We start from the raw sequence: 18,506 nt of genomic DNA, 5'->3' as shown, positions 1-18,506 counted from the left end.
ATAAACGTATAGACGATCCCTCGGAACAGGAGTAAACTATTTTTTAATTAATGCAGGATTAATGAACTCTCTGACCAATGCAAGCGCATTCTTCTGAACGTTCCATGTATTATAGTTTCCTGCGGTAACTACAATTACTACGTCCAATGCACTGTTGAAGAATATCCGTTGATCACCATTTCCTACAGCAGTTACCATGTTAACCGTCTTCCCCTGAAAGTCTGTAGGCCATATCCAGAATTGATATCCATATTTTCCTCCGTCAAATGGAAGATCAGTATATGGCTTAAAAGAATCTTCTACCCATTGAACTGAAAGAATTTGTTTATTTTGCCACTTTCCTTTCTGGCTGTAAAGCAGTCCAAATTTCATCAGATCTCGCGAAGTTAAGCGAAGTCCGGAAGCCGCAGCCGGGTAATTAGTATTCGGATACTTTGTCCATTGAAACTTAGTAATGCCTAAGGGTTTAAAAAGATATTCACCAGCAAATTCATCGATCTTTTTTCCGGTTGTTCGCTCAATTATAGCGGCCAACAATTGTGTGGTGCCACCATTATATTTCCAGCTTTTTCCAGGAGGGTAATCCATCGGCTGACTTAATACAAACTCTACCTGGTTTTTACTGAAAGCCATTTTTATTTCACTGTTTTCCGCATTATCATAAGGCACATCCTCATTCCATTTCAGCCCGGAAGTCATGGTTAGCAGATGTTTTATTGTTAAACCAGCTATTAAACCCGTATCCAATTTTTCATATTCAGGGAAAAACTCAAACACTCTTTGATCAACACTCTTGATCTTGCCTTGCTGAATTGCAATTCCAATACAAGCTGAAACCACACTTTTCGAGATACTCCGGATATCATGCAAACTATCTTTGGCGTGTTCAACTATTCCTTTGTAATTTCCCCAAATTTCATCTTTACCTGGCCAATAATGCTCGTAAACCAGTTTATTCGATTTGGCAATTAATACACTGTGAATGTTTGGGAAAGTCCCATCTGTAATAGCTGCTTCCATTTTAGCGATTATTCCTGCATCCAAAACAGTTGAATTTCCAATAGGAATACCATCTTTTGCCTGTACCGGTTTTTGAATCGATTGAGCTGGAGCTCCGAACGATTGAAGAAAAACCAGTAATAAGACGATGAGTGTTTTTTGCATGGTTGAGGATTCTTTATTTTTAAGATAAAGTACCATTTTGAAATAGTAAATCAAACAGACTTATTGCACTTTGCATCTTATTGGGCTATTTGTAGGAAGAAATCTATGTTTTATTTATAGTTGAAAGTGATGCTATCGTTTTAACACTTTCAACAACAGTAGTGTCGGCTTTTAAGCCGGTTGAAACAAAACTAGCTATAAGCAGCTGAGTACTTTTGCATAATTTGATGAATTTTACTTTTAAGTTATCATTTCTGAATGCTGATGTTTTAAAAGTCAATCTAATCATTGGTAGGTACAAACATTTGACAATTAGCATTATACTCTATATTGTATATTACATGTTTGCCTCTAACATTAAAATCACACTTCAGTATACCTTTATCTATAGTTAAATCGTCAACCAAATAGTTAGTTCTTTTCTTTTAGGATTAATGATCAAAATGCAACTTTGCTGGGCTGAATTCACAAACGATGAAAATGAATATTGCCCAACAATACATTTTCCATATTTTTTTATAGTTTTTCCACTTAAATGAAACTTATAATGCCCATTTTTAAACTCATTTCCTAAAAAATTTAGAAATTGAGTTTCAATTAGAATGCCTCTATAATATTCTTCTTTGCCAACAAACTGTTATTTATTGTATCAATCTCCAAGTAGCAAATATTAGTATTTAGGAATCCCAAATCCTCTTTTAATTCATTATTACTTAACTGATAGCATTGCTTAGATGTCTTTTTTCTAAAAACTTGCCCCATAATGACTAATACTGAATCATGACCATTAGTGAGTGTAGTTTTCAGTAGGTTGCTGTGAATCTCATTTATCTTCTTGTTTCGATTATTAGTACAACTTACGATTACGCTAACTATAAATATAAAAATCACTTTATGAACGCTCGAACACATCTGTTTATTCCTTAGGATAAAGAGTGGCTAAACAGTCATTAAAAATCCCTTCAATATCTCTGAAATTCTCGTTGAAATTTATTAGATTAAGAATGCTTCCATCTGCATCTAGGAAAATCACTCTATCTGTAATTTGATATAAATCTCCTATATTCAGTAAGTGTTTTTTGTAGTTACTACTTGCTAAAAGTATCAATAAGCCTCTTTCAAATTCCTCAGACCCACAAAGAATTTCCAGCAATTGAGCACTAGTCGAAATATTCTCATTGATTAAAAACCTTTTTTCCCTATTCTTTCTTCCCGAAAACTACTTAACTCATAACCTAAAGAATATTTTTGAGGAGAAAGTGTTATAATAGTCATATTGGAAGGAATAATTCTATTTAAGAAACTCTTAATAAATGTCATCCATTTCAATAAATCATCTAACGACTTTGAAATTGACGATACAATTATGATATTCTTGTCCTGACTTTGAATAATAGGTCTCGTTATTATAGTTTTATTTTTCAAGAACTGCGTCTATTGCTTTTTCTCCTATCATAGAGCCACCAAAATGGCCTATAATTCCGCCTCCCGCATAATTCTGACAATGCTGCTGGATCACCCGGCCTTCTTTATAGATATAAGAGCCTCTGAATATCTCATAAAATCAGGTTGTTTATATTCATCAAACCAATCTAACCAACTGTTCAAAAATTGTATTCAGAGTTTCAACCGGAAGATCTTCATTCGGCTTAATTCTTAAAATCTTCATTCGGGAACGATCGCCTGCTTCAAGATCAGGATGGTCAATTTGCCTGCCTTCCACTAGCAAAACATAGGGTTCTCTAGTTTTCTTATCGATCCATAGGTAGCAGAAATGCTTACCCTTATAGCAATAACAGGGCATTTTATATTTCCACGTTTCCGTAAATTGATCATTAAAGGTCAGGATGTAATTTCGCAAAGCAATCAGACAGCTTCGCACCGGGTCATTTTGATGTAAATAAAACTGGTCTATTTCCCGTAACATTTCAGATAAGGCAATACCTTAAAAATTTTTTATTTACCGTCGGATAAGCCTTTAGGCGCTTTTTTCTTCTTCTCCTCCTTTATATTATTCTCCGAATAATTACTATTACTCACATCCGGATGTTCTTTTAATTTCCAAACGGTAATACCCGATGGCGGCAAACTAATTGAAATTGATTGTGCCTTACCTTGCCAGCTTTCCATTTCTGCTTCTTTAGGATAATGATTTACCACACCACTTCCCCAATAATCGTGCTTGTCTGAGTTAAATATTTCGGACCAGGTGCCATTGTGCGGTAACCCGATACGATAATCATGACGAGCGACTGGTGTTAGATTAGCAACAACTACTACATACTCCTGCCAATGGTGTCCTTTCCGACAATAAACCAATACACAATTTTCACTATCAGATTGATCGATCCATTCAAAACCATATCCGGCAAAGTTAAAATCGTACAAAGCTGGTTCATTCTTATACAAACGATTTAAATCACACATCATGTTTTCAACTCCTTTGTGTGGCTCGTATTGAGTTAAGTGCCAGTCGAGCGAATAATCATGACTCCATTCCGAAGTTTGTCCGAATTCGCCACCCATGAATAACAATTTGGTTCCCGGGTGGGTATACATAAAAGCGTACAATAAGCGAAGGTTAGCAAAGCGTTGCCACTCATCGCCAGGCATTTTACTAACTAATGCACCTTTTCCATGCACCACTTCGTCATGTGAAAGCGGAAGCATAAAATTCTCAGTAAATGCATAAACAGTACTGAACGTAAGTTCTTGTTGATGATACCTACGATAAATAGGTTCCTTAGCAAAATAGCGAAGCGTATCATTCATCCACCCCATCATCCATTTCATTCCGAAACCTAATCCTCCTTGCCAGGTTGGGTGAGAAACGCCAGGCCAAGAAGTGGATTCCTCGGCAATCATCTGTATATCGCCATAATTCCCATAGGCTACTTCATTTAATTCTTTCAGGAAAGAAACAGCATCTAAATTCTCTCGCCCTCCATATTGATTCGGTACCCACTCTCCTTCTTTCCTTGAATAATCCAGGTATAGCATAGATGCCACAGCATCAACCCGTAACCCATCAGCATGGTATCGATCGAACCAAAACAAAGCATTACTGATCAAAAAGGAACGAACCTCATTCCTTCCATAATTGAAAATATAGCTACTCCAGTCGGGGTGAAAGCCCTGACGAGGGTCGGCATGTTCATACAAATGTGAACCGTCATAATTATACAATCCATGAGCATCTCCAGGAAAATGAGATGGAACCCAATCGAGGTAAACACCAATTCCTGCTCTATGAAGACTTTCAATTAAAAACATGAAATCCTGAGGAGATCCAAAGCGTGATGTTGGTGCAAAATACCCTGTCACCTGGTAACCCCAAGATCCCAAAAATGGATGTTCCATAACAGGCATGAACTCCACATGTGTAAATCCCATGTGAGTTACATACTCAACCAAGTCACGGGCCAGCTCACGATAGGAAAGAAAACGATCAGGGTTTGACGGATCCCGTCGCCATGAGGCTAAATGAACTTCATATACAGAAATGGGTTTATCAAGTGCATTGAATTGAGGTCGTCGGTTCATCCACTCCTGATCTTGCCATTCATACCAAGTATTCCAAACGATAGAAGCTGTACGCGGAGGCTCTTCGCAATATAATGCGTAAGGATCAGCTCTTTCAAAATACCCTCCTGAGTTAGAACGGATAAAATATTTGTAAGCCTCTCCTTGTCCGATATTCGGAATAAACCCTTCCCATATACCTGATCCATCCCATCGTGCACCGAGGTAATGTGCTTCGTTGTTCCAACCGTTAAAATTACCGATCACCGAAACCGCATCAGCATTAGGGGCCCAAACTGCAAAATAGGTACCTGTTGTTCCTTCATGCTCCACCACATGCGACCCCAGCTTATCATATAATCTAAAATGCTTACCAGCTTTAAAAAGACCAATGTCGAAATCTGAAAATCTACTGTAAAGAAGTACGGAAGGAGAATAATGCATAGTCTAGAATGTTATAACATATTGGTGTAAGTTATAAAATTGCACGCAAAGCCGCAAAGACGCTAAGGCTTTTTAAGATAAAATGCACACAAAGCCTCTAAGTCGCCAAGAGAACAATTCTTAGCGGCTTTACATACTATTTACTCTTTATATTGCTATTTTCTTAGCGTCTCCGCGCCTTAGCGGTTATTAAAACTTCATTCTTTGTATTCTTATTGCATTCAATATAGCCAACAATGCCACTCCAACATCAGCAAAAACGGCTTCCCACATGCTTGCCACACCTCCTGCACCCAAAATGAGTACAATGATTTTGATTCCCATCGCTAAACCAATATTTTGCCATACGATACGTTGTGTAGCTTTCCCAATATTGATTGCAGTAGCAATTTTTGAAGGATGATCCGTTTGAATAACCACATCAGCAGTTTCGATAGCCGCACCGCTACCTAAACCTCCCATTGCGATACCAACGTCGCTTAATGCAAGTACAGGAGCGTCATTTATTCCGTCGCCAACAAAAGCGACTACTTTAGACCGATCACTTTTTATCTCTTCAACTTTCTGAACCTTTCCTTCAGGCAGCAAGTCACCAAAGCCCTTTTCAATACCTAATGTTTTAATAACTTTTTGTACCACACTGCTCTTATCTCCCGAAAGCATTACTAATTCCTTTACACCTGCATTATGCAAATCTTTCACTGCTTGTTGCGCATCTTCTTTTAGTTCATCTGCAATGGTAAAGTAACCAGCGTAGTTTCCATCGATAGCTACCGCCACCACAGTGTCCACTACCGCATCCAATTCTTTCGGATATGCAATTGCATGTTTGGCTAATAGTTTTGCATTTCCGGCCAATACCACACTACCATTCACCTCCCCCTTTAGACCATGGCCCGCTATTTCTTGTACATTCATTGCCTTGAGCGATGCTGATTGTACGCTTCCATTTGCATAGGAAATAATGGCTTTGGCTGCCGGGTGTGTCGAATGACTTTCAAGTGCAGCTGCATAGTTGATGAGTTTCTGTTTATCTCCATTAGCTGAAATTACTTCCTGCACATTGAAAACACCTTTTGTAAGTGTTCCGGTTTTATCCATCACAACGGTGGTTAGCTTAGTTACCTGATCCAGATAATTTGATCCCTTAAACAGGATACCATTACGTGAGGCAGCACCAATTCCGCCGAAATAGCCTAGAGGAATCGAAATTACCAACGCACATGGACAAGAAATCACCAAAAAAATCAATCCTCTATATAACCAATCATTGAATACGTAATCGCTCACAAAAAAATAAGGGAGGAAAATTACCGCTAAAGCCAGGTAAACCACAATTGGCGTATAAATTTTGGCAAACTTCCGGATAAATAGCTCTGTTTGAGCTTTACGTGCTGATGCATTTTGCACCATATCTAGTATACGCGCCAATGAACTTTCAGTAAATTTTTTGGTTACCCGAACCATTACTGCACGATCAATATTGATCATACCGGCAAGCACTGTTTCTGCGGCTCTTATTGTTTTAGGTTTACTTTCACCGGTTAGTGCAGCTGTGTTAAAAGAACTATATCCATCGATAATAGTTCCATCCAATGGCACTTTTTCTCCCGGTTTTAAACTAATGATCTCTCCGACTCCCACTTTTTCAGGATGTACGATAGTGGCTACATCATTTCTTATTACCGTAGCCGAATCGGGACGAACATCAAGCAATGCTTTAATATTACCCTTTGCTCTTTTAACAGCCGCTCCCTGAAACAACTCTCCAACCGAATAAAAGAGCATTACAGCTACTCCTTCCGGATACTCTCCAATATAAAATGCACCTAATGTGGCTACAGTCATTAAAAAGAATTCGGTAAATACCTCTCCTTTTCTGATCAATTTCAAACCAGTGAGAATAACCGACCATGCTACTGGTAGATATGCGATCAGATACCAGGTAAGTCTGACATAACTTTTAAAAAAATCAGGCTTTACAAAATGATCTAAGGATAAACCTATCATTAACAGCACAAAACTGATAATAGAAGGTATATATTCTTTATAGGGCGATGTTAAGGAAGTATCCTGAACCTGTTTGGTTGTTTCTTTAACATGATTGTGTTCTATACTACAACAATCATCATGACCTCCTTGATGAAAATATGGATGACGCATGAACTATTTTACTCCTTTTAACAAAAATAACACCCAATTACAGGTTAATCTTATATAATTTTTGAAAATGGTTGTATTATTTCAAACCGCAAAGGCGCTAAGACGCTAAGATTTATCCCAGTTTAAGACTAAAAAATCGTAGCGTCTCAGTGTCTATTATTTTCAAACCGCAAAGGCGCGAAGACGCAAAATGCACGCAAAGGCGCTAAGATTTACCCAGTTTTAGGCTTAAAAAATCTTAGCACCCTACGCGTCTTTGCGGTTACCCTTAATGGGCATGTCCGGCTTCTTCGCCGCTATTCATTTTAGATAAAATATCAAATGCTCCTTTAAGCACTACTGAAGCCTTTTTATTCATACCCTCCGGTACTATTATCTCTGTAAAACCACCATCAGAAACTCCAGTTGTTACTTCAACGGCCTTAAACAATTGAACTACTTCATTTCCTTCTTTCCTTGACCCTTCTGAAACAAAGATCACTTTACTTTCACCATTTTGCACAATAGCTTCATCCGGCAACGAAGCGACTTTTGAGGCTCCCGTTTCAACAATACCACTTAAAAAAGTACCTGGTATCAAAGAAATGTCTTCTTCATCTAAATGACAATGTACGGTTATTGTTCGATCATTACTCACCTCTCTACCTATTAAATGGACCTTAGCGACCCGTTCCTTTTTATCATTCGAAAGATAAACCCGCACCTTTTGACCTATTTTCAGTTTAGGCATATCTTTCTCATAAATAGTTAGTTCAGCATGCAAATGTTCGGTATCAACAATCTTAAAAAGTACATCCGTCGGATTAACGAAAGAACCCACATTTACATTTACAGCTGTAACATAACCCGTTATTGGAGAATAAACAGAAACGGTACTCTTAAAGTTTCCATTTTCAATTGACGATGGATTTATATTTATCAACTGCAATCTAGCTTTTAATCCTTGTACTCGTGCACGTGCCGACAAATACTCTGCTTTAGCTTTCTGAAGGGTCTTTTTTGCATTAATATTAGCCGCTGCCAATTCCTCTTGTCGTTTATATTCGGCTTCTAAAAACTCAAGCTGGCTCTTGGACTCCAGGTAATCTTGTTGAAATTGGATATAGTCCGGATTTTGGATCGTTGCAATCAATTGTCCTTTTTTAACACGAGTTCCTTGCAACAGATCTGTAGAACGGAGGAATCCTCCGAATGGAACAGAAATACTTACAAGATTTTGAGGAGGAACATCTAAAACTCCATTTGCTTTAATTGTTAATCCTAACTCACGTTCTTCAATTGTGCCCAATTGAATGCCGGCAGCCTTATATTGCAATGCTGTAAACTCGACCTCAGTCTCATGTCCGTGCTCAGCCTGCGTACCTTCTTCAGTTTTCGTTTCGGCGTCAGGTTTATTTGCTTTGCTCCCACAGCCCGATAAGGAAACAAGCACCATTAAGATCGTTATATATAAATAATTACGTTTCATTTTCTGATTATTAAAACTCTATTGTATTAGTGGATATCCGACCGACTGATTAATTTTTCCCGGTGAGATACTCAAGCATAATAACACTTTGATTTAACTCTAATAAAGACTTTAAATAGGATTCCTTGATCGATAAAGCTTGACGCATGTTCAATAAATATTCTGAATATGGAATTTCCCCTAACCTATAGGCTTCCTGCGACTGCTTAATGATTAGCTCCGCATTTGGTAAAGCGCTCTCCCGATAATAAGCAATGCTTTTCAGGTTTTTCTGATACTGCGCATAACTTTGGGTGAAGGAACCACTCAGCTGTTTCTCGGCCAATTCAAATTCATTTTGAGCTATTTGCTTCTGAATATCTGCAGCTTTGATTTTTGATGATTGAGATTTAAACCATAATGGAATGGCAACTCCAACCTGGAATCCCTGAAAACGATCTGAAGCGCCAAAATATTGAGCCTGACCATTTACATCATGATAACCAATTAATGATTGATTAAAATATCCAAGTGTTAAATCCGGAAGCATGCGGTTTTGCTCAACCCGTTTTTGTTGTCCGGCTATGTTCACTTGTTGTTTAAAGTACGACAAGTTAGGGTTATAGGTAATTGCAGCACTTTGTTCAGTAAATCCATAAACCCGTTCTTTAGCCGGAACATGCACCACTGAATAACCGGCCCCATTCAATAATACATTAAATTTATTAAGTTCAATATCGATATCAGCTTCATTTATGCGCAACTGATTATGGATTTCATTTCGCTGCGTTTCGGCTGCCGATTTTTCCAATAATGTACTTTCTCCTGTTTTATATCGAAGGTCCGAAGCCCTCAAAAATTGGGCATATAAACTATCTTGCTGTATAAACAACAACTTTGTATCTAGCAAATACTGAAGTGTATAATAAGTTTGCTTTACCTGTAAGGTAAGATCATTAATTGACACCGTTTTTTTAAATTCCGCGCTTTTGATCGTTTCGTTGGCTAATGCCGCATTTGCTGAAAACACAGTCGGAAACGGAAGTGATTGAGAAATGGTAATATTCTTATCCTGTTTACTTGGACCATTATACTGTCCGGCCATTAAGGATACCTCCGTTTTAGGGAGATCAATTGAAGTTCCTTTTAATCGTTTCTGCTGATCAATTCCCAATGAAGCGGTTTTAATTACATGGTTACGTTCAATTGCTACTTTAATCGCCGAATCCAATGAAAGTTGTTGTGCATTTGTTTTGGTTGGGATAAGAAATAACAAACCAACCAATCCACCAATAACATTGGCTGTTGTTCTGATCTTAATTTTCTCAAAATACATATATAAAACAGGCAACACTACCAGCGTTAGAATGGTAGCTGTAATCAAACCACCAATAACTACAGTTGCAAGCGGACGTTGAACCTCTGCTCCTTCCGACCCTGATAAAGCCATTGGCAAGAAACCTAATGAAGCTACCGCAGCTGTCATGATTACGGGACGCAAGCGAGTGCTTGTCCCCCTGAAGATTATTTCTTTAATATCAGTTAACCCTTCCTTCTTCAACCGGTTAAACTCAGCGATCAATACTATACCGTTAAGTACTGCCACACCAAATAATGCAATAAACCCTACCCCAGCCGAAATACTGAATGGCATATCACGCAACCATAACGCTAACACGCCCCCAATTGCAGAAAGTGGAATGGCTGTAAAAATAAGCAGACTGTGTTTTATTGATTTGAATGTAAAGAACAACAGTAATAAAATAAGTAATAAGGCCACCGGAACCGCGATACTTAATCGTAAACGTGCTTCTTCCAGGTTTTTAAATGTACCTCCGTAGGTTACATAATAACCGGGCGCAAATTTGACATCCTTCTCAATTTTACTTTTCACCTCATTAACAATACTTTCCACATCCCGGCCTCTAACGTTAAATCCGACGATAATTCTGCGTTTAGCATCGTCACGTTGAATTTGACTTGGTCCGATCTGCATTTCTACGTCTGCCACCTGTTCCAGAGGGATCTGGCGTCCATCCGAAGAGCTTACATACAAGTTTTTAACATCTTCAATGCTTTGGCGACTTTGTTTTGCTAATCGTACTGTTAATGCAAAACGTTTTTCCCCTTCGTAAACAAAACCTGCAGCCTGTCCGGCGAAAGCTGTGTTAATTGCTTGATTAACTTCTGCTATACTTAAACCGAACTGGGCAATCCGATCACGGTTATAATTAATTACAATTTGTGGTAAACCACTGACCTTTTCCACATAAAGATCTTTCGCTCCTTCGGTTCCTGCAGCTACTTTCCCAATCTGTGAGGCGTACCTGGCCAGCATATCCAGATCCTCTCCATAAACTTTTAACACCACATCCTGACGGGCGCCTGTCATCAGCTCATTAAACCTCATTTGAATAGGTTGCTGAAAACCATAGGCTACTCCCGGAATATTATCCTCCAAGGTTTTTTGCATTTTCTCAGCAAGTTCATCCTTAGAATCGGCGCTTGTCCATTCAGAACGATCCTTTAAAATAACCATCAAGTCACAAGCCTCCACAGGCATGGGATCTGTAGGAATTTCACTTGATCCAATTTTACCTACTACTTCTTTTATCTCCGGATAATTTGCCAAAAGGACCTTGGCTGATTTCTGAGCCACTTCCACGGTTTGACTAATACTTCCACCTGTCATTACCCTTGTTTCCACAGCAAAATCACCTTCATCTAATGAGGGAATAAACTCAGCACCTAAACGGCTGAACATAAACAAGCTTCCGATAAACAATACTATTGCAGTGATGATTACGAATGCACGTTTATGTAATGCCCAACGGATAATCGGGTTGTAGATACGGTGGAAGAACTCCATGATCCAATCTGCAATTGTACGTTTATGTTCTATCTTTTTACTCAAACATAAAGCGCTCATCATCGGAACATAGGTAAGCGATAAGATAAATGCACCCAAAATGGCAAAGGAAACTGTTTGCGCCATTGGTTTAAACATTTTACCTTCCACTCCCACCAACGCCAAAATAGGTAGGTAAACGATCAGGATAATGATTTCTCCGAAAGCCGCACTATTTCTGATTTTTCGGGTAGATTCAAACACCTCTTTATCCATCTCGCCTTGGGTTAACCTTCGGTCGAGAGTACGTAACCCAAGATGATGCATGGTAGCTTCTACAATAATCACAGCTCCATCTACAATCAATCCAAAATCAATAGCTCCTAAACTCATGAGATTGCCTGATACTCCAAAGAAGTTCATTAGCGTAATGGCGAAGAGCATAGCAAGAGGAATAACAGAGGCAACCACCAAACCTGCGCGCAGGTTTCCTAATAATAACACCAAGACAAAAATGACAATCAGTGCTCCTTCTGCCAGGTTCTTTGAAACTGTGTTTATTGCTTTATCCACTAATTTGGTGCGATCTAAGAACGGCTCTATTTCTAACCCTTCGGGTAGTGTTTTGGAGATTTGAGTGATTCGTTCTTTTACATTTTTGATCACTTTGGAGGAATTTTCTCCTTTAAGCATCATAACTACAGCTCCAACCACTTCGTTTTTGTCGTTATAGGTCATCGCTCCATAACGTGCGCCATAACCGAACTTTACTTCAGCAACATCACGAATCAAAACAGGTGTTCCATTGCTGTTAGTTCTTACCACAATCTTGCCTATATCATCCAGGTTATTGATCAAACCCTCTGAACGAATGAAATAAGCATTGGGTTTTCGATCTATATAAGCTCCTCCTGTATTCTGATTGTTTTTTTTAAGGGCAGTAAACAGTTCGTCGATGCTCACATTCAAACTGCGTAACTTATCAGAATTAATAGCGATCTCATATTCCTTTACATTTCCTCCAAAACTGCTCACTTCTGCTACTCCAGGCGTTCCTAGCAGTTGCCTTTTTACAATCCAATCTTGTATGGTTCGTAATTCCGTAGCATCATATTTGTCTTCATATCCCTTTTTAGGGTGAATAGCATATTGATAGATTTCGCCCAGTCCTGTGGTTAACGGTGCCATTTCCGGAGTTCCAACACCATCAGGAATAAGCTCTTTGGCCAGTCCTAACCTTTCGCTAATTTGCTGACGTGCCCAATACACATCAACGTTTTCTTTAAAAACCACAGTTACAACTGATAAACCGAAACGGGAAAAAGATCGCACTTCTTCAATTCCGGGTATCGTTGCCATGGTTTGTTCAATGGGATAGGTAACCAGTCGTTCAATATCTGGGGCCGACTGTGAGGGTGCATAAGTAATTACTTGTACCTGGTTATTTGTAATATCAGGCACTGCATCTATTGGTAAACGGGTTAATGAGTACACACCAACGGCTATTAAAGCAAGTGTGAACAACCCAATGACCAATTTATTCTTTATGGAGAAATAAATGATCTTATCAAGCATAGTAAGAATGTTTTACTGCCAAAAAGTGACTTTCTTTTTGTGTAAAGAACAGTAAGTGAAAATTTTACGATTATTTTTTTAAAAAAACAGTAAAAACTATAAACAGCACAAAAGCACCATTTAAAAGTTTACTAAAAAGATAATAGAGGGGTTAAGCTTTGGGTGGTTGCCAGATAGATGACAGGTAGTCAGAAGAAAAATGGATATTCTTTTCAACCTTGTAATTTCGTTCGATAGAAAAAATTGCAGGTTTTACAATTGTAAATAATTCGGGATTAACTGCTACTGATGTTGTTGCCAATACACAATTATCATTTGACTTAAACGGCAGCTTTTTATCCTGGGAGTAATCTTCATCATGAATATCTCCTGAAAAATAATGCTCATTAATAAAGGTTATCAATGATTCATTGTTATTAGCAGCACTATGATGGTAATAATGCTCAACGAGAATAGGAATTTTCACCAGTTCATGCAGCTCTGTAGTGCTGAACAAGTAAAAAAACAATAGCAATATTGAATATGCCTTTCTCATTAGCACAAACTTATAAATTTTGATTTGGATTTCGATATAACAAAGTTGATGGACTTGAGCAAAATGATAATTAACTAACTACGCTATTAATTATTAACTGAGATTTCTTTTAGTTTTGAAATTCAATAAACATGCTAAAACCTTTCATACTCAATGTATATTCAGGAAATATCATTAGAAATCAACTCAGGAGTAGACATAGTACTTATTGAAGATCAGTTTGATATTTTAATGTCACATTACCGAGGCAGTGGACAAACACAAGGAAAGATTGAATCTCAATACACTTCCGGTAATAAAATTATCAGTTTACCCTATACGCATGAAGACGAGTCTCTTCATAAGAATTACAATAATAGGTATGTAAACCGTCAGACACTCAAAATTGAAGAGTTGTGTGCATCTAAACTACAATTTAGCACCGTTGGCAAATCTTATCATGATTATGAAAGTGCTTGTAAATGTGCAAAACCTGCTTTTTATATTTTAATAACCAATTACCTTTCCATTTCATCTCCTGTAAAATGCGGAAATTGCTATATGCCGGTACCATTGTATAAGCTTCCTGAATACTACGATTATGGTTATATGCCTATTTTAAGTTGGGAATCCAATTATATTTCATGCGATACATTACAAATGAATAGTGAAGTTGGTGAACGATGGGGATTAAATCAAATGCAAAACTTCGACTCTTCATTATCAAAACAAGGACGTGAAATCTGTAAAAAAATTGAAGAACTAACCAATACGCCGACCTATTATTATTTGCATAACTACAGAAAAATTAAAGGTGATCAATTGAAAACTCCTTGTCCGTCATGCAACAAAAAATGGAGTTTAAAAAAGCAGCTGCATTCAGTTTTTGATTTTAAGTGTGATTATTGTCGGTTAGTCTCTTCTGTTTCACCCAATTCGTAGGTTGAAACCTTGTCTATTCGAACTCTTTCTTCTGACTCCTTCCTAAAAAACAATAGATGATTATTTTATAAAAGCATTCTATAAAACAAGAAAACGGCTGAATACAGTAATATTAATGCATTCAGCCGTTTTCTGAGCTAAAGAACTATTGTAATGTATGTACGTTTACCTGAGGTGTTTCTCCTTTAGGTACTATGAAATTTGCCTCCCCTTGTACTGTTTGACCTGGATCCAAATAATATCCTACTGTTATGGTCATTGTAGAATTTACTGTTTTCCCTTCTTTATTCATGGTTAGATAGGTAACAACAATCCGATGCTCATTCATATTTACATCCAGTTTCTTTGAAGTCAGTTTTGCACCTGTCGCATTTATACAATTTAATTCTACAATTTTACTTGCAGCAATAGCTTCAACAGATGGATAAGTAGTTAGTCGGGCGTTGTATGATTTACCTGTATTATTTTTCACTGTAGCTGATACCTTGTACTTATCAAAGCTTACGCCTTTTACATCTGTTACCTCCTTATTAAGAATTCGAAACGTAACATCTAATCCATTTAAATTAAGCGTTTCACCGTCTTTAATTTGTTGGGCATACAAGATAGGTGCAGAACCGAAGAAAGCGAATACAAATAGGAGAACTTTAAAAAATCGTGTCATAGAGCTTTAAATTTGAATTAACCATTTCAATAAATATAGTAAAACACCCGCATTAACGGAGTACGCTATCTTCTTTTGCACTGCTCTCTTAAATTTAATTACATTTTTAGCTGCCCGACAAAATCAACTGACTCTTTGCTTAACACCAAAAATTAGGTAGATTTAATAAACTGGGTTACACAATAATACTCTCTGAAATTCTCTATCTATTTTACGCATGAAACAACAGATCAAAATACTTGCATTAGTTTGGTTAACTCTTCTGATTATTTCACTACCAATTCGTTTATATAGCTGCACCAGAGTGGTTTACAAAGGCCCTAATGGCCTGGTTTTAACAGGCCGTTGCTGAAGTTGTAAATGAACTTCAAAAGGAAAATTTCACCATCATTACTGCGAATGTTCCGCGACAATCACGGCTTACCACACTTTATCTATCAGTGTCTGATGCTAGTGGCGATAATGCCATTTTTGAATACATTAATGGAAAACTTGTTACCAATCATACACTGTAAGGACCAATTCTCCGATATTCTACAAGCAACTTGCTCTAAACGATATTGGCATGAGATAGGTGGACTATGTTACCGGGAACTAACAGAGCGGCTGACCGCTTTGTGAGGGCTTCATTCTACATTAATTCAATTCCACAATCCGAAGACACCCATATTGCAGTCGCAAGTGTTTTCAGTGTAATAAGAAATTGTTCGGTTCCGTTTGGAATCTCTACTCCCAACCAGCTCAATATATCAAGTACACGCTTGGCGTACGGTATCAGACCATAAAAATCTGGTTTACTATTTTGAATCTGCATTAACCCCCAATACCTTTTGGGTAGATTTTAAAACGGTTAATTTTTCAGAAAAAGCTCCGGTGAAGGAACTGAATCTATCTAATAATGAAACTTATGTCGGAAATGCAGCTACCAGCTTTGTTACCACAAAGCCCTTTAAGTTTGAAGGTTTGTAGAGAATGATAGCCGCCACTATTTGATCATCTTCTTAATTATACAAATTATGCTTACACTTGTCGTTTATTTAATACAACTAAATTTACGATGTCTGAGAAAAAACATTTCTACCTAAAATTAGTAGCCTCCCGTCCTACTTTTGCTATGGACATGAATAATGAAGAAAAAGCTATTATGCAACAGCATGTAGCCTATTGGATGGATTTAATGAACCAAGGAAAAGTTATTGTATTTGGTCCGGTATTTGACCCGAATGGTGCATTTGGAGTTGGAATAGTAGAAGCCAGTTCAGAAGAAGAGGTTAAAACTCTTATCGATAATGATCCGGCAAGTAAAATCAACCATTATGAGGTTTATCCCATGAAAGCCGTTTTACCTGCAAAATAAGTTCATTTTTTTGTGAAATTAGTATTTATGTTATCCGATTATAATGAATTGAGTATTAATTATGGTGACTCTCGCCTTTTTTATCGGAGTACAAGGAAATTAAAGTTACCAATGCTGAGTCTTCTTTTGACTCATCAAAGGACATTTAGAAAATACTGATCAAGTAAGCTTTACAAAAGACTGACAAAAGCATGCAACCTTTACAAACAGAAGTCGTAAACAACTACAAACTAACACTTTATGACGCTTTCTAAAAAATTAACCACCATCGCTAAATTAACATTTGTGTCAGTTCTTGGCTGTTTGATAATGTATAGTCTGAAACATCGTTTAGACATCGACTTTCACAACCAGGTAATTGACCATCAGTTGTGGCAATCAAGTAATCTGATTATGTTGCTAACGGTCCTGTCCATTGTTAGTTGCTGGTTGTATTTCTCATTTAAAATTGTACGAAAAAAGAACAAGAAATTATTGCCTGTGCTTAGGCACAAATAATCGAATGTAGTTTTAAATTGATAAACCCTTGCAAGTAACGACTTGTGAGGGTTTGTTTTTTTAATGATAACTGGGTTTTTTTAACAACAAAAACTTTCATAACTAAATGATTATTAGTATATTAATACAACAGCCTACTTTAAATAGCATTCCGTCTTGAAAAATGAAAACACAGGAGCAACTTCAAGATTCAGTTGAGTCCCCTGGGTCAAACAAAAAGAAAGGCCTTGCCAATCCCAGCGGAAGGGGCATTCTAAACCTCTTTTCTGTTTGTATGTTTATTATTGGAGCATTAATCGTAATCTTTTTCGGTACTACATTAACAGGAAAGATAACCATTCTGTTATGGATGCTTGCTTGCCTTTTTATTGGAGCCATAACCGGTTTTTTATTCGGAATCCCTAAAATTCTTCAAAGTAATCAAGCAAAAATACCTGAATCAGATAATGCGGAAGTGACCAAAATTGATCTCAGTAAGCAGGCTCCTATTTATCAGCAACAAGTTAATACTAACCTTACCGAAATCTCCGATTGGCTTACCAAAATTATCGTTGGTTTAGGATTGGTTAATCTAACCAGAATCCCACCGTTTTTAAACAATGCAGCAACAATTCTTGCTTCCGGTTTAAGTGAACCACAAATTACACCTTCAAAAATGGCAATCGCATCAGCATATGGTATTATAATCGCCTATACTATTTTTGGATTTCTCTTTGCCTACATTACAACACGACTTTACCTGGCTGTTTTATTTTCTGAAGCAGATCAAAGAACCCTTCTTTCTATCGCTCAAAAAACGGAGCGGACTGCACAAAAAACAGAGGAAATTGCCCAAAAAGCAAAAGAAGCAGCAGGGGCAGCTCAAAGTGCCTTGCAAAAAGCTGAGTTTGCATTAATTACCTCTCCAGATACATCACTTCATGGAAGTTCACTAGAAAATCTACTTCAATCGGCAGCCAATTATAATGAGATTCGTAACACCATGAAACCTGGACCTGCACGAACCAGCAAAATGACAGAAGTTGTTAAGGGTATGATGGCAATTATCTCACTCATTGAAACTTATGATATTGATGCAGCATTAAAGGATAGAAATGATGGGAAAAGACTAATTGGTTATGTTTGGCTAAATGTAAAGCCCAATGAAGAATACTTAGGTGAATTGGTTGATGCGATAGCTACTGACCCTACCGCATTTGGGCAATATTGGGGAATACAAGCATTGAGTAAAATCATCAAACACAGAACTTCTGAAAAGATGGATCCTACTGTTTTTAATAAATTAAAATCATATTATAATCGGCTTGACAAAGGTATTGATCGGGAATATGAATTAGCCAGAATACTTCCGGAGTTAAAAAAGTAAAC

Annotated in this window: 13 protein-coding genes; 4 read left to right on the top strand and 9 right to left on the bottom strand. The window is 37.5% G+C overall.

Features of this window, described 5'->3' with window-relative positions; genetic code table 11:
• Positions 1–36: 36 nt before the first annotated feature.
• From SOLCA_RS02210 to SOLCA_RS02165, 8 genes are all read right to left on the bottom strand, one after another.
• On the bottom strand, positions 37–1,164 hold the full coding sequence (locus tag SOLCA_RS02210) for a serine hydrolase domain-containing protein (RefSeq protein ID WP_014678816.1): 1,128 nt from the start codon (positions 1,162–1,164) through the stop codon (positions 37–39).
• Between the two features lie 103 nt (positions 1,165–1,267).
• The gene (locus SOLCA_RS02205; RefSeq protein WP_014678815.1) at positions 1,268–1,453 is read right to left on the bottom strand and encodes a hypothetical protein; all 186 of its coding nucleotides are present in this window, start codon (positions 1,451–1,453) and stop codon (positions 1,268–1,270) included.
• Positions 1,454–2,746: 1,293 nt separating this feature from the next.
• On the bottom strand, positions 2,747–3,091 hold the full coding sequence (locus SOLCA_RS02190) for a DUF1801 domain-containing protein (protein ID WP_014678813.1): 345 nt from the start codon (positions 3,089–3,091) through the stop codon (positions 2,747–2,749).
• A 29-nt stretch (positions 3,092–3,120) separates the two neighbouring features.
• Positions 3,121–5,130: a 1,4-alpha-glucan branching protein GlgB gene (glgB, locus tag SOLCA_RS02185; protein WP_014678812.1), complete on the bottom strand. Its 2,010-nt coding sequence runs from the start codon at positions 5,128–5,130 to the stop codon at positions 3,121–3,123.
• 189 nt (positions 5,131–5,319) lie between these two features.
• A complete protein-coding gene (locus tag SOLCA_RS02180) occupies positions 5,320–7,293 on the bottom strand; it encodes a heavy metal translocating P-type ATPase (protein WP_014678811.1) in 1,974 nt (657 codons plus the stop codon).
• 268 nt (positions 7,294–7,561) lie between these two features.
• Positions 7,562–8,761 (bottom strand): efflux RND transporter periplasmic adaptor subunit, encoded by a 1,200-nt coding sequence (locus tag SOLCA_RS02175; protein WP_014678810.1) that lies wholly within the window; start codon positions 8,759–8,761, stop codon positions 7,562–7,564.
• 49 nt (positions 8,762–8,810) lie between these two features.
• Complete coding sequence (locus SOLCA_RS02170) at positions 8,811–13,163, bottom strand: CusA/CzcA family heavy metal efflux RND transporter (RefSeq protein ID WP_014678809.1); 4,353 nt, start codon at positions 13,161–13,163, stop codon at positions 8,811–8,813.
• Positions 13,164–13,314: 151 nt separating this feature from the next.
• Positions 13,315–13,698, bottom strand: coding sequence for a hypothetical protein (locus tag SOLCA_RS02165; RefSeq protein WP_014678808.1), 384 nt, complete (start codon positions 13,696–13,698; stop codon positions 13,315–13,317).
• Positions 13,699–13,851: 153 nt separating this feature from the next.
• Here SOLCA_RS02165 and SOLCA_RS02160 point away from each other — a divergent pair, with 153 nt between their 5' ends.
• The gene (locus SOLCA_RS02160) at positions 13,852–14,619 is read left to right on the top strand and encodes a Zn-ribbon-containing protein (protein WP_014678807.1); all 768 of its coding nucleotides are present in this window, start codon (positions 13,852–13,854) and stop codon (positions 14,617–14,619) included.
• Positions 14,620–14,764: 145 nt separating this feature from the next.
• On the opposite strand, the gene SOLCA_RS02155 is transcribed toward SOLCA_RS02160, so the two are convergent.
• Positions 14,765–15,283 (bottom strand): hypothetical protein, encoded by a 519-nt coding sequence (locus tag SOLCA_RS02155; RefSeq protein WP_014678806.1) that lies wholly within the window; start codon positions 15,281–15,283, stop codon positions 14,765–14,767.
• Positions 15,284–15,864: 581 nt separating this feature from the next.
• On the opposite strand from SOLCA_RS02155, the gene SOLCA_RS23560 reads away from it, so the two are divergent.
• From SOLCA_RS23560 to SOLCA_RS02140, 3 genes are all read left to right on the top strand, one after another.
• The gene (locus SOLCA_RS23560; RefSeq protein WP_245536744.1) at positions 15,865–16,068 is read left to right on the top strand and encodes a linear amide C-N hydrolase; all 204 of its coding nucleotides are present in this window, start codon (positions 15,865–15,867) and stop codon (positions 16,066–16,068) included.
• 272 nt (positions 16,069–16,340) lie between these two features.
• On the top strand, positions 16,341–16,640 hold the full coding sequence (locus SOLCA_RS02145) for a YciI family protein (RefSeq protein ID WP_014678805.1): 300 nt from the start codon (positions 16,341–16,343) through the stop codon (positions 16,638–16,640).
• A 661-nt stretch (positions 16,641–17,301) separates the two neighbouring features.
• A complete protein-coding gene (locus SOLCA_RS02140; protein WP_014678803.1) occupies positions 17,302–18,504 on the top strand; it encodes a hypothetical protein in 1,203 nt (400 codons plus the stop codon).
• Positions 18,505–18,506 lie beyond the last annotated feature (2 nt).

Source organism: Solitalea canadensis DSM 3403 (assembly GCF_000242635.2).
GTDB classification, from domain to species: Bacteria; Bacteroidota; Bacteroidia; order Sphingobacteriales; family Sphingobacteriaceae; genus Solitalea; species Solitalea canadensis.
Note: the sequence above shows the minus strand (reverse complement) of the source record. Positions and strands in the feature narration are given on the sequence as shown.

Bases quoted from the DNA above. Each gene is read 5' to 3' on its own strand.
- SOLCA_RS02210 (WP_014678816.1), bottom strand. From the start codon at position 1,164: ATGCAAAAAACACTCATCGTCTTATTACTGGTTTTTCTTCAATCGTTC.
- SOLCA_RS02205 (WP_014678815.1), bottom strand. From the start codon at position 1,453: ATGATTAGATTGACTTTTAAAACATCAGCATTCAGAAATGATAACTTA.
- SOLCA_RS02190 (WP_014678813.1), bottom strand. From the start codon at position 3,091: ATGTTACGGGAAATAGACCAGTTTTATTTACATCAAAATGACCCGGTG.
- glgB (WP_014678812.1), bottom strand. From the start codon at position 5,130: ATGCATTATTCTCCTTCCGTACTTCTTTACAGTAGATTTTCAGATTTC.
- SOLCA_RS02180 (WP_014678811.1), bottom strand. From the start codon at position 7,293: ATGCGTCATCCATATTTTCATCAAGGAGGTCATGATGATTGTTGTAGT.
- SOLCA_RS02175 (WP_014678810.1), bottom strand. From the start codon at position 8,761: ATGAAACGTAATTATTTATATATAACGATCTTAATGGTGCTTGTTTCC.
- SOLCA_RS02170 (WP_014678809.1), bottom strand. From the start codon at position 13,163: ATGCTTGATAAGATCATTTATTTCTCCATAAAGAATAAATTGGTCATT.
- SOLCA_RS02165 (WP_014678808.1), bottom strand. From the start codon at position 13,698: ATGAGAAAGGCATATTCAATATTGCTATTGTTTTTTTACTTGTTCAGC.
- SOLCA_RS02160 (WP_014678807.1), top strand. From the start codon at position 13,852: ATGTATATTCAGGAAATATCATTAGAAATCAACTCAGGAGTAGACATA.
- SOLCA_RS02155 (WP_014678806.1), bottom strand. From the start codon at position 15,283: ATGACACGATTTTTTAAAGTTCTCCTATTTGTATTCGCTTTCTTCGGT.
- SOLCA_RS23560 (WP_245536744.1), top strand. From the start codon at position 15,865: ATGTTACCGGGAACTAACAGAGCGGCTGACCGCTTTGTGAGGGCTTCA.
- SOLCA_RS02145 (WP_014678805.1), top strand. From the start codon at position 16,341: ATGTCTGAGAAAAAACATTTCTACCTAAAATTAGTAGCCTCCCGTCCT.
- SOLCA_RS02140 (WP_014678803.1), top strand. From the start codon at position 17,302: ATGAAAACACAGGAGCAACTTCAAGATTCAGTTGAGTCCCCTGGGTCA.